Genomic DNA, 12,310 nt, shown 5'->3' on the forward strand with positions numbered 1-12,310 from the left:
AGATTTAATTACTATGTTTCACATACAATTTGAGGGCAATGCTTTGTCATGACAACAACCCCTGTTTTCTTAATTTGAAAACAGGGGTTGTTTATTTTTAAGGAGGAATTCCATGTTAAAAGAAGCTATCTATCACAGACCTAAAGGAAACTTTGCTTATGCTTACAAAGAAGAAACACTTCATATCCGGTTAAAGACGAAGAAAAACGATGCCAACAAAGTAAATTTGATTTACGGCGACCCCTATGATTGGAAAAAGAAAAAATGGACTTACAAGAAAAAAACGATGACTGTTGCTGCTTCCGATGATTTATTTGATTACTGGTTTATTGAACTAGATGTACCTACAAGGCGCTTACGGTACGGCTTTGAAATAAATGATGGGAAAGATACATTGATTTATACAGAAAAAGGATTTTATTCTCAAATAGAAACGGACGATATATCCTATTATTTCTGTTTTCCATTTATTAATCCCATTGATATTTTTGAAGTACCTGCATGGGTTAAAGAGACTGTCTGGTATCAAATTTTCCCGGACCGATTTGCAAATGGAAATAAAAAAAATGATCCTGAAAAAGTATTGCCCTGGGCCAGTGAAGCGCCAGCCTTAGACAACTTTTTTGGCGGGGATTTTGAAGGGATTATTAAGAACCTGGATTACTTAACAAATTTAGGTATCAATGGGATTTATCTGACACCTATCTTTAAAGCGTATTCCAATCACAAATACGACACCATTGACTATATGGAAATTGATCCGCAATTCGGAGACAAAGAAACGTTTAAAAAACTTGTCGATGCATGTCATCAAAGAGGTATCCGTGTAATGCTGGACGCCGTGTTTAATCATAGCGGTCTGTATTTTGGGCCATTTCAAGATGTCCTGAAAAATCAAGAAAAGTCCAAATACACAGACTGGTTTCATCTGCATGAATTTCCAGTAAAGGATGTCTATCCACCTAACTATGATACATTCGGATATGTTGAATCAATGCCAAAACTAAATACCGAAAACCCGGAAGTGCGCTCTTATTTCTTAGATGTAGCCTCTTATTGGATTGAAGAATTTGATATTGACGGCTGGCGCCTGGATGTGGCAAATGAAGTAGATCATTCTTTTTGGAAAGCATTTCGTAAAAGAGTTAAATCGATTAAACCAGACTTATATATTCTTGGAGAAATATGGCATGATGCACTCCCATGGCTGGAAGGAGACCAGTTTGATGCAGTTATGAACTATCCGCTCACTTTAGCCGGACTCGATTATATTGCAAAAGAAAAAATTAATACTATTCAATTTGCTAACCGATTATCCAAATCTTATACATCTTATACAGAAAACAGTAATGAAGCAGCTTTTAACCTGCTTGGCAGTCATGACACACCACGAGTCCTGACTGAATGCGATGAGGATATTAACAAGGTTCGTCTATTATATACCCTGTTATTTTCTTTCCCTGGTACACCTTGTGTTTATTACGGGGATGAAATCGGCATGACTGGAGGAGAAGATCCAGAATGCAGAAAATGTATGGTCTGGGATGAAGAAGGCCAAAATACCAGTCTGAAAAACTTTGTTAAACAGTTTATTCAATTGCGCCTTTCTGAAGAAGCATTTACACAAGGAAAGCTCTCCATTATCGAGCCGGATAATGAAGATGATTGTTTTCACTTTGTAAGAACTGTCAAAAATACTTCAGTTCACTTCTTTATAAATACGTCAGATCAGTCAGTGAAGACATCATTGGACTGCAGTTCTACTGAGTATGCTTTTGATTTATGGAATCAAAAAGAACTGAATATCAAAGAAGATAAATTGGACTTTGAGTTACCTGCCAATGATTTTGTAATTATAAAGCAGAGAAATTATAGTAAGTAACCTAAGCCAGTGAAGGTACAGCTATGTCATTCTCCTTCACTGGTTTTTTAATTTATTTCCAACAATATAGAAGCAAACAATATTTTTAATATGTTATTATAAAAGTAAACAATCCGCTAGAAGGTGTATTCTTATGAAAGTAAAAATGAATGTTCAAACTGCTTATCACGGTGATTTATTACGTGCCGGAAAGGAATATGAAATTGATGAGGAGACTGCAAAACGCTGGATCGCCAGCAGACTTGCTGAGAGAGTACAAGAGAACGCAGAAGATGAATAAATAAAGTAACCAAAAAAACAGCCCGTCTGTCTTCAAAATGCAGGTGGGCTGTTTCTTTGGAGTTCCATCAATTAAAAGTATTTATCTGTTTGCAAAAAATTCTTCTGCTTCTTCTAAATACTTTTCTTGATCGGGAGTTAAATCGTACTCCTCTTCAATTGCAGACACTGGACAAACTGCCTTGCACGCGCCGCAATCGATGCAAATATCAGGATCAATATAAAATTGCTTGATGCCTTCTTCTATACAATCAACAGGACAAACACTAACGCATTCTCCCGCTTTTTCACCTCTGCATGGATCAAGAATAACAAAAGCCATGGAAAGAAAACCCTCCTTACATGATTAACATGATTCATCCTAAATGATAAGGGTTTTATGGGATGAAGTAAACTGTTTCACCTCTGTTTATGTGTATTTTCTGTGAAAAAAGCGAGACTTTATTAAGCAGATTTGCATTTTTTCTGCTGAAATTAGGTGACAGTAATCGAGCTGTCCAGCAATCCGTTTTATCCTATTTAATTTCAATAATACCGTTCTCTCCAGCATCTACCCCTGTTTTCAGCAATCCAACTCGCTGACCATCTTCCAGATTTGTAAAGATAATTGGGCTAATAGTTGATTTAGCATATTCACTAATGTAATCTAAATCAGCTTTTAATAACGTTTGACCTACTTTCACTTCCTGTCCCTCTTCTACAAAAATTTCAAATCCTTCACCTTTAAGATTTACTGTATTAATACCAATATGAATCAAGATTTCTTTACCTGTTTCTGATTCCAGACCAATCGCATGCTTCGTAGGAAAAACATTCGTGACTTTCCCATTTACCGGAGAAACTACTAAACCATCCGACGGCTCAACTGCAAAGCCATCTCCCATCATTCTGCCGGCAAATAATTGATCAGGAACTTCTATAATCGAAATTAATCTTCCGTTTAGCGGAGAAGCAATATCTTCAACGAAGCTTGGATACTGTCCATGTTCCTTTGTTTCTTCCGCAGTGTAAAGCCCCGGATTTTCTGGCACAAGTCCAGGTGCCCTGCCGGATATAATATCCTGTATCTGCCCTTTAATAATTTCTGAGCGTGGTCCGAAAATAGCCTGAATATTATTTCCAACCTTCTGAATGCCTGTCGCGCCCAGCTGCTTCAGCTTATTTTTATCGACCTCTTTAATTGAATTCACAGACACACGTAACCGCGTAATACAAGCATCCAGATGAGTAATATTTTTCTGTCCGCCCATTGCTTCTAATACATGATAGGCTAAATCAGCGGATTTTCTTTTTCCACCATTATTCTCTTCTTCAACTGTTTCTTCACGTCCCGGAGTCATCAGGTTAAACTTCTTAATAAAGAAACGGAATAAAAAGTAATAAAGCACTGCAAAGAAAAGTCCAAGTATAATTGTAATCCACCAGGGCTCCTGATTCGGCAATACTCCGAACAGTACGAAGTCAATTGCCCCTCCTGAGAAGGTATAACCGACATTGACACTGAACCATGTCATCAATACATAGGATAGCCCATCTAGAACTGCGTGAATAAAAAATAATAATGGTGATATGAATAAGAATAAGAACTCAATCGGTTCTGTAATACCTGTTAAGAAGGAAGTCAATGCCCCTGAAACAAGCAGTCCGGCAACAAGCTTCTTTCTTTCCGGACGTGCAGTGTGATACATTGCAAGCGCTGCAGCAGGTAACCCAAACATCATAATCGGAAATTCTCCTGCCATAAAGTTACCTGCAGTAATCTTTACACCATCTCTTAACTGCGCAAAGAAAATGGTCATATCTCCACGAATAATTTCGCCGGCAAGGTTCGTATATGTACCAAATTCATACCAGAAGGGAGAATGAAAAATATGATGCAGTCCAAATGGAATTAATAGACGTTTAATAAATCCAAACATAAATACTGCAATATAAGTTCCTTCTTCAATCAGCCAATAGGAAGCACTGTTCATAACGTTTTGTATCGTCGGCCATATAAACATTAATAAAATTCCGGCAAGGAAAGAAACAGCTGCCGTCGCAATTGGAACAAAGCGTTTTCCCGCGAAAAATCCTAAGAAGGATGGCATCTCCATATTATGAAACCTGTTAAAACAATAGGCGGCTATTAAACCGGCGATAATCCCGCCAAATACCCCAGTCTGTAAAGTCCCTATCCCAAGTACACTTGCAAAACCAGGATCTTCCCTAATCATTTCTGGAGTTACCTGCATAAACGAACCCATTACCTGATTCATAACCAGGTAGCCTACCAGTGCAGCAAGCCCGGCAGCTCCGTCACTTGCCAATCCTATCGCAACACCAATTGCAAAAATAAGCGGTAAATTATCAAAAATAACTCCGCCGGCATCTTCCATTACTGTTGCAGTTAATTGAATCCAGTCCGCTTTAAGAAACGGAAGATATCCAAGCATGGTATCCTGTTGAGCAGCATTTCCAAATCCAAGCATAAGACCTGCTGCCGGCAAAAGAGCTACCGGAAGCATAAGTGCCTTACCAACCTTTTGAAGAACTCCAAACGTTCTTTTGAACATATAAACACCTCTTTAATCTGACCCCGGCGATAAAAAAGGCATAAGCAGAAACACAAGGATAGTGCATGCAGATACTGAATACTGTACCTCTCACTATCTAAGTATCCTTACTCATGCCTGATCAAACCACTCACACGTTTAAGAACTAAATAATTATTTCGTCTTTGCTTTTAATTGAATACTTTCATATAGACGCTGCAAATGAATTGTCAAATAGACGGATTCAGCATCAAAGATTGGTTTCTTTAAAGCCTGCTGCATAATTTTAATCAGCTTCCATGACAAATTATAGAACACCGGATATTCCTCTTTCAATAAGGCTGCCATTTTTTTCGGCTCCTCTACCTTATCTTCAATTAAAACACGTTCTATTGTATATCGGAGATGCCTGACAAAACGAGCATAATCCATACCATCTCTATCTAAAGTTATACAGAGCTGATCCTCAATCACCTGAATTAAATTAGATACAAGCTGTGAATACCGGTTAATTTCATTTAATGTTGTACCCTCCATTGCACTATGAATATGCAATGCAATAAATCCAATTTCTCCCACTGGCAGATGGACCGGTAAAAATTGATTCATATATTCTACAATTTCGGATGCAATTTCATATTCAAATGGATAAAGCACCTTTGTCTCTGACAGAAATGGATTACGAATTTCTAACCCTTTCTGCAAACGGGCAATTGCAAAAACAATATGGTCTGTCAATGCAACAAGTGCATGTTCATCCGTAAATGTATTGACACGTTTTTTGATTATTTCTATAGAATCCACAATACTCTGCAATGTTTTTTCATCGATATTGTGAATGATCTTTTTATAATTTTCCTGTTCTGCTTTATTTCGGAGAACAAATAGCTTCTCTACGGTTTTGGATTCAATAAGATCATGCTTCTTTTTAGCAAATCCGATGCCCTTCCCGATAAGGATGACTTCATTTTGATCCGTATCTTCGGCAATAAGAACATTGTTATTGAGTGATTTGATTACAGAAAAGGCATCCATATCAATCATCCCCTCTACGTATTAACTCTCTCTTCTACCTATTATATATCACTTCAACTAAACTGCAAATTATGGATTTTTTTAGGGAATAAGGTCTTTTAGTATTGAAATGATGTACTTCCTATCTCAGCAAATACCTACTTAAAAAATCATTTTTTATATCCTTGTTCTTCGTTTCATTAGATGAAAAAGTCCCCATTTTTATTGTGGGGACTTTACCATTTCTATTCACTCAGGAACGATCTTTTAACTTCGCCAATGCATCTGCAAGAGCATTGTTTTTAAAATCATCCTGCTTTTTCATATACTTATTGACATCTTTTTTAGATACCTTCTGGTTCTTTTCTTTTTCTTTTCTGGCCTGGAAGGTAGATAACTTTTCACGATGCCCGCAGGAGCACATAAACATTTGACCCTCGCCTTCGCCGCGGAGTTCTAAACGTTTATGGCACTTAGGACAGCGCGCATTAGTATATTTTGCGATATTCTTTTTACCGCCACAGCTGCGATCCTGGCAGACCAGCCTTTTACCATGCTTGTTTTTAACTTCCAGCATCAGCTTACCGCATTTCGGGCATTTTGTCCCTGTCATATTATCATGTTTGAACTTTTCTTCACTTGCTTTTATTTCTTGAACAGCCTGCTTTGTATACGTCTTGATTTCTTTTAAGAAGGCTTCTTTCTTTAGCTTGCCATCAGCAATTTGCCCTAATTTTTGCTCCCACTCTGCTGTTAAGATTGGAGAACGGAGCTTTTCAGGTGCTAATTCTAACAGCTGCCTTCCTGTCGAGGTCAGATAGATATATTTGCCCTTCAGCTCCATGTATTGATTATTGAACAGCTTTTCAATAATATCTGCACGAGTAGCAACCGTTCCAATGCCGCCTGTCTGCTTCATTGTTTTTACAAGCTCTTGCTTTTTCGTTTCCATATATTTCGTCGGGTTTTCCATTGCTTGCAGCAGACTTCCCTCTGTAAAGCGTTCCGGCGGTGTTGTCTGACCTTCCTTAATCGTATAGGTAAGAGCCATTTCCTCCCCTTTCGTAACTTGAGGAACACTGGAACGAATTTCTTCTTCATCGTCTGCCTGGTGCTGGTAAATTTCCTTCCAGCCTGAAGCAACAATTCTATTTCCCTTTGCCTCAAAGGTTTCCCCTGCTGCTTCTACGGTAATGCTCGTTTGCTCATATTCATACGGTTTGGAAAGAGCACCTAAAAAGCGCTGCACAATTAACTGGTAGATTTTCCGTTCCTGATTAGACAATGCACTGTAATCTACCGGTTCTTCTGTAGGGATAATCGCATGGTGATCAGTTACTTTGCTGTTATCCACAATAGCTTTACTGATCCGTAAATCTTCTCTCAAGATTTTCCCCGCTGCTTTCGCATATTCATCTACACCACTGGCTTTTACACGTTCTTTTAATGTAGATACCATATCCGCAGATAAATGCCTTGAATCAGTTCTTGGGTACGTAACAAGCTTATGCTGTTCATATAATTTCTGCAAAACAGATAATGTTTGTTTCGCCGAAAATTGATAAATCCGATTGGCGTCCCTCTGTAAATCCGTTAAATCATATAGTGTCGGCGCATTTTTTTTCTTATGCTTTTTATCCACATGCGAAATAACTGCTTTTTCTTTGGATACTTTTGCTTTTAATTTATCCACTGCTTCCTTTGAGAAAATACGGGATTGGTTCTTTTTATCCTTCCAGGTTACCACAAATCCTCCTTTTGTTTTTCCCTGCAGCTGATAGTACGTCTTTGGCTTAAATTGATTAATTTCCTGTTCGCGCATGGCAATCATTTCAAGCGTAGGTGTCTGTACACGACCGCTGGATAAAGAAGCATTATGCTTTGTTGTTAATGCTCTTGTCGCATTTAAACCGACATACCAGTCTGCTTCCGAACGCGCTACAGCTGATTGATACAGATTCCAATATTGATTTCCAGGCTTTAAGTTTCGAAAGCCATCTTTAATTGCTTTATCTGTAACAGAGCTGATCCATAGACGCTGAACCGGCTTCTTGACATGAGCTTTTTCCAAAATCCATCTGGCAACAAGCTCTCCTTCTCTTCCAGCATCGGTAGCAATAACAATATTGCTTACATCTTGACGTGACAACTGCTGTTTTACGGTTTGGAATTGCTTGCCTGTCTTCTTCATCACAACCAATTTCAAATGATCGGGAAGCATCGGTAAATCTTCCATACTCCATGTTTTATATTTTGCATCATAGACTTCCGGATCTGCTAAGGTAACTAAATGTCCTAACGCCCAGGTCACAATGTACTTTGTCCCTTCCTGATAACCATTACCTTTTTTATTACAGCCAAGGACTCTTGCTATATCTTTACCTACAGACGGCTTTTCTGCTAATACTACTGTCTTACTCATTTATATCCCTCTTTTTATCGGTTTCTATTCTGTTACTACTTTAACATATTTCCTTGTAACACGTTCAATCAAGGCACACATTGCCTCTGAAAACATAGAATATCCTACACAAAAATTATTAGAACGATACAGCTTCATGCTACCCTCAGAAGCTTTTACTTGTACTTATTAGAAAAAGGATGTTTTATATGATATATACAGGTATGCTTTTACTCGTTATTGCAGTAAGTCTGGATGGATTTAGTGTAGGAATAACCTATGGTATGCGAAAAATTAAAGTTCCTTTACTCTCCTTAACTGTTATTATGTTCTGCTCAGGAATGATTGTCTATCTATCGATGGAGGTCGGAGATTTCTTACGCTCTTTTATCTCTCCTCAAGGAGCAAGTATGCTTGGAGGCGGCATTCTTATTTTTTTAGGCTTCTTCTCCCTTATTTCCATGTTTCGCTCAAGAGAAACAAACACAGCAGAAAATAAAGAGCAGCCCTCATCCAATGTTAAATTGGAAAATGTGAGAACAGTGCTCAGCCGCCCAAAGGAAGCTGATTTAGATAAATCTGGTATTATCTCTCTGAATGAATCCATTCTGTTAGGATTTGCTTTAGCACTTGATGCATTTGGAGCCGGTATTGGAGCTGCTATGCTTGGATACTCTCCTTTTACCACAGCTTTATTAACAGCCTGCATGAGTGGAGTCTTTTTGTATAGCGGGATTATGTTCGGAAGTTATTTATGGAGAATACCTGCCTTACAGCGTCTATCCTTTTTACCGTCAGTTTTTCTTATTACCTTGGGATGCTGGAATGTATTTAGCGGCTAGTCTTAAGCTTTCTGAAAACATTGAGTATATTTTTCTAAAGGAAGCTGATTCATTTCAAATTCGTTACTGCACATTAAATCACCTTGGAACCAGACAAAATCACCGTATCAAATAAACTCGATACGGTGATTTATTTATTATAACTTAAAGAGGACCTTCAAAAAGTCCAATAAAGATGACACAGCGAATTTCTGCGTTGACGAGCATTTTCCTAATGGGACTGCGATTACTCGCCCCACCAAAAGCGTTACTCACGTATTATAAAGCATACGCTCCGTTCGGAAAATGCTAGTCGCCTTGAACTTCTTGGTCCTATTTATCAGCCTTTTTGATCACGTACTTAAAGATTACTCTTCTTCCTGCGCAAAGAATGCTATAACATCTTTTTTATTTTTTAACTTAATTAATTTCTCCACATTTTCTAATTCAGAGCAGCTGGTAGCTATAGAAGACAATAGCTCAAGGTGCTCATTTCCTTTGCCGGCAATACCAATAACTAATCTCACTTCATTTCCATCCCAATCTATTGGGTTATCATAAAATACAATTGCTAAGCCGGATTGGTAGACTTCTTCTTTCGCATTGTCTGTACCATGAGGAATGGCTAAGAGATTTCCCATATATGTTGATACACTTTTCTCTCTTTCGAACATTTTCTCCACATAATCATCGGAAACATAACCACGCTCTACAAGGATTCTGCCAGCTTCAGCGATTGCCTGTTCTTTATCCTTGGCTGCCCCGGACAGCTTGATATTATCTTCTGTCAGTATTTCATTTATTTTATGCTCGTTATCAGGGCTTCCTGCATTTTTAATTTTTTCTACTATTTCATCATAGGATGGACTATTTAGAAAGTTATCAATAGAAACATGATAAACATCCGGCTGCTTGGCTTTTGCCCGGTCTGTCAGCTCTTTATGTGTGAAAATAATATCTGCTTCGGTTGGCAAATTACTGATGGCAATATTTTTAACAGTAATCTCCCCATGCCCTGCAGCCTTCAATTTCTTTTTAACCAATGAAGCGCCCATAGCACTTGATCCAAGACCTGCATCACAAGCAAATATAATATGCTTTACATTGCCAAAATCCATTGCTGAAGCATTATTTTCAGTTTGGCCGGAATTACTCAATCCGGAAACAACACTGCTCTTTTTCCCTTTAATTGCTTCCATTTTTTTACTTGCTTCTGCAAGATCATCACTGTCGCCTTTTTTATCAAACTTAAGAATAATCGATGCCACGGCAAACGATACTGCTGTTGCAAATAAAACACTTAGAATAACACCAATATAACTATCAGAAGCTGTCATTAACAGAATAGAGATAATACTTCCCGGAGAAGCCACGCTCACTAAGCCTGCATCAAAAACTGTTAACGTAAATATACCAGTCATCCCGCCTAAAATAGCAGCAATAATTAATAGCGGTTTCATTAATACATACGGGAAATAGATTTCATGAATTCCACCGATAAAATGAATGATACCGGCCCCATAGGCAGAGGCTTTCGTTGCTCCTTTGCCGAAAAGCATGAATGCCAGCAAGATTCCTAAACCAGGGCCAGGGTTTGCTTCGAGTAAGTAAAGAATAGATTTCCCGGTTTCCTCTATCTGACTGCTTGCAATCGGGTTTAAAATTCCCTGGTTAATCGCATTGTTGAGAAACATTACTTTCCCCGGTTCAATAAAGATACTGACGAGCGGGAGAAGCCCATGACTTACCAAAAAGTCCACTCCTGCTCCCAACACTTTAGTAAACGCACTCACAAGTGGTCCAATAGCGATTGATCCAAATAATGCCAGTATTGCACCAATTATTCCTGCTGAAAAATTATTAACCAGCAGTTCAAATCCGGACTTAATTTTACCTTCAAAGACCTGGTCGAATTTTTTAATAGCTAATCCGCCCAGCGGCCCCATAATCATTGCTCCGATAAACATCGGTATATCCGCTGCAACAATGACCCCCATTGTTGCAACAGCTCCTACAACCCCTCCGCGAAAGTCATGAAGCAGACGTCCGCCGGTAAAACCAATCAGTAATGGCAGCAGATAGTTCAGCATCGGACTAATAAAATTAGTGAAAAGCTCCAATTGCGTCGGTACAGCGATTGCTGTTAAAATCCCCCATGCGATAAAAGCTCCAAGGTTAGGGATAATCATACTGCTTAAATTACTGCCATACGTTTGAATCCTTGAACGAATACTCTTCTTTTGCCCACTCATTCGATACAGCCCCCTTTGTTATGACCAGCTCTTTATTAATTCACTTTTACCGGCTGACCGCTTTCAAGTGATTTTTCGATACTTCTGACAACTTTGACTGCTCTCAGCGCTTCTTCCACTGAAATAGGAAATTCTTTATCATTTAAAACATTATTCACAAAAGTACTCAGTTCTTCTTTCATGATTCCAGTCTGTGTTCCATATAGATCCACTCCATACATAGTATCCGGGAATGTAATCTTATGGTCTTTTTCAAATACCCGGATAGATTGGTCAAGAATATCAATATTGATTACACCGTCTGTCCCGGTAATATCAAGCTTAGCATCCAGTTCTACATGGTTATCTGGCAACACCCAGCTTGTCTCATAGCTTCCGATTGTTCCAGATTCAAATTTTAGTGTGGTGATAATAGCATCTGCCGTATCAAATTCTTTTAAGCGCTTTCTTACTTCAACTGCAGAAACTTCCACAATCTTATCTCCTGTAATCCACTCAATAGCATCTAAATCATGAACACCTAAAAACATCACTACTGACGTTCTTCCTTTTAATCTTCTTCCATTCTGATAAGAATTGTTACGTCTGGAATGAAGATGAACCGGTTCACCGATTTTCCCCGCTGCAACTGCCTGTTTTGCATGATAATATCTTGGGTCCCAGCGTAATGTGTGGCCAACCATCATTTTTACGCCAGTTTCTTTCACTTTATCAATAATCCCTTGTGCGTCTTCTACATTGTCAGCCAATGGTTTTTCAATCAGAATATGCTTATGATAATCACAAGCCTTGCAGGCAACCTCAAAGTGCTGATCATCTGATGTACAGATACTGACTGCATGCACATTCTCGTCCTTCAACAACTCTTCTAAATTATGAACAGCAGTGGTCTGAAATTGTTCAGCCATATTTTCTGCGTGCTCCTGATTAATATCGTGAACTGCTACCAAATTTACATGAGGCAGCTCCGAATAAATTCTTGCGTGTGATTGCCCCATTACTCCCATACCAATTACAGCTACATTTAATTTATTCAATATACCCATCTCCTTTATATTTGATAGATTCAATTAATTTGCTAGATAAGTTGTAATAAAGATTTTACTTTCTAGCATTCGCTCCGGAAA

At 38.5% G+C, this 12,310-nt stretch carries 9 protein-coding genes; 3 read left to right on the forward strand and 6 right to left on the reverse strand.

What is annotated here, in order from left to right; genetic code table 11:
- Positions 1-112 precede the first annotated feature (112 nt).
- Both MHH51_RS17825 and MHH51_RS17830 read left to right on the forward strand, forming a co-directional pair.
- Positions 113-1,882 (forward strand): glycoside hydrolase family 13 protein, encoded by a 1,770-nt coding sequence (locus tag MHH51_RS17825; protein ID WP_156984913.1) that lies wholly within the window; start codon positions 113-115, stop codon positions 1,880-1,882.
- A 133-nt stretch (positions 1,883-2,015) separates the two neighbouring features.
- Complete coding sequence (locus MHH51_RS17830) at positions 2,016-2,162, forward strand: hypothetical protein (RefSeq protein ID WP_339282741.1); 147 nt, start codon at positions 2,016-2,018, stop codon at positions 2,160-2,162.
- Between the two features lie 81 nt (positions 2,163-2,243).
- Here the strand turns inward: MHH51_RS17830 and MHH51_RS17835 are convergent, their stop codons facing one another.
- From MHH51_RS17835 to MHH51_RS17850, 4 genes are all read right to left on the reverse strand, one after another.
- Complete coding sequence (locus tag MHH51_RS17835; protein WP_077601899.1) at positions 2,244-2,483, reverse strand: 4Fe-4S binding protein; 240 nt, start codon at positions 2,481-2,483, stop codon at positions 2,244-2,246.
- 193 nt (positions 2,484-2,676) lie between these two features.
- Positions 2,677-4,716 carry a glucose-specific PTS transporter subunit IIBC gene (gene ptsG / locus MHH51_RS17840; RefSeq protein WP_339282743.1) on the reverse strand — a complete coding sequence of 680 codons (2,040 nt, stop codon included), beginning with the start codon at positions 4,714-4,716 and terminating at the stop codon, positions 2,677-2,679.
- Between the two features lie 153 nt (positions 4,717-4,869).
- Positions 4,870-5,730: a transcription antiterminator gene (locus MHH51_RS17845; RefSeq protein ID WP_147210566.1), complete on the reverse strand. Its 861-nt coding sequence runs from the start codon at positions 5,728-5,730 to the stop codon at positions 4,870-4,872.
- A gap of 232 nt (positions 5,731-5,962) precedes the next feature.
- Positions 5,963-8,131: a DNA topoisomerase III gene (locus MHH51_RS17850; protein WP_339282745.1), complete on the reverse strand. Its 2,169-nt coding sequence runs from the start codon at positions 8,129-8,131 to the stop codon at positions 5,963-5,965.
- 188 nt (positions 8,132-8,319) lie between these two features.
- Here MHH51_RS17850 and ytaF point away from each other — a divergent pair, with 188 nt between their 5' ends.
- Positions 8,320-8,952 (forward strand): sporulation membrane protein YtaF, encoded by a 633-nt coding sequence (ytaF, locus tag MHH51_RS17855; protein ID WP_147210568.1) that lies wholly within the window; start codon positions 8,320-8,322, stop codon positions 8,950-8,952.
- Between the two features lie 347 nt (positions 8,953-9,299).
- Here ytaF and MHH51_RS17860 read toward each other — a convergent pair whose 3' ends face one another.
- The gene (locus MHH51_RS17860) at positions 9,300-11,183 is read right to left on the reverse strand and encodes a PTS mannitol transporter subunit IICBA (RefSeq protein ID WP_339282747.1); all 1,884 of its coding nucleotides are present in this window, start codon (positions 11,181-11,183) and stop codon (positions 9,300-9,302) included.
- Positions 11,184-11,218: 35 nt separating this feature from the next.
- A complete protein-coding gene (locus tag MHH51_RS17865) occupies positions 11,219-12,220 on the reverse strand; it encodes a Gfo/Idh/MocA family oxidoreductase (protein ID WP_339282749.1) in 1,002 nt (333 codons plus the stop codon).
- Positions 12,221-12,310 lie beyond the last annotated feature (90 nt).

The sequence above is a fragment of the Oceanobacillus sp. FSL K6-3682 genome (assembly GCF_037976165.1).
Lineage (GTDB): Bacteria > Bacillota > Bacilli > Bacillales > Amphibacillaceae > Oceanobacillus > Oceanobacillus sojae.

Bases quoted from the DNA above. Each gene is read 5' to 3' on its own strand.
- MHH51_RS17835 (WP_077601899.1), bottom strand. From the start codon at position 2,483: ATGGCTTTTGTTATTCTTGATCCATGCAGAGGTGAAAAAGCGGGAGAA.
- ytaF (WP_147210568.1), top strand. From the start codon at position 8,320: ATGATATATACAGGTATGCTTTTACTCGTTATTGCAGTAAGTCTGGAT.
- MHH51_RS17845 (WP_147210566.1), bottom strand. From the start codon at position 5,730: ATGGATGCCTTTTCTGTAATCAAATCACTCAATAACAATGTTCTTATT.
- ptsG (WP_339282743.1), bottom strand. From the start codon at position 4,716: ATGTTCAAAAGAACGTTTGGAGTTCTTCAAAAGGTTGGTAAGGCACTT.
- MHH51_RS17825 (WP_156984913.1), top strand. From the start codon at position 113: ATGTTAAAAGAAGCTATCTATCACAGACCTAAAGGAAACTTTGCTTAT.
- MHH51_RS17850 (WP_339282745.1), bottom strand. From the start codon at position 8,131: ATGAGTAAGACAGTAGTATTAGCAGAAAAGCCGTCTGTAGGTAAAGAT.
- MHH51_RS17860 (WP_339282747.1), bottom strand. From the start codon at position 11,183: ATGAGTGGGCAAAAGAAGAGTATTCGTTCAAGGATTCAAACGTATGGC.
- MHH51_RS17830 (WP_339282741.1), top strand. From the start codon at position 2,016: ATGAAAGTAAAAATGAATGTTCAAACTGCTTATCACGGTGATTTATTA.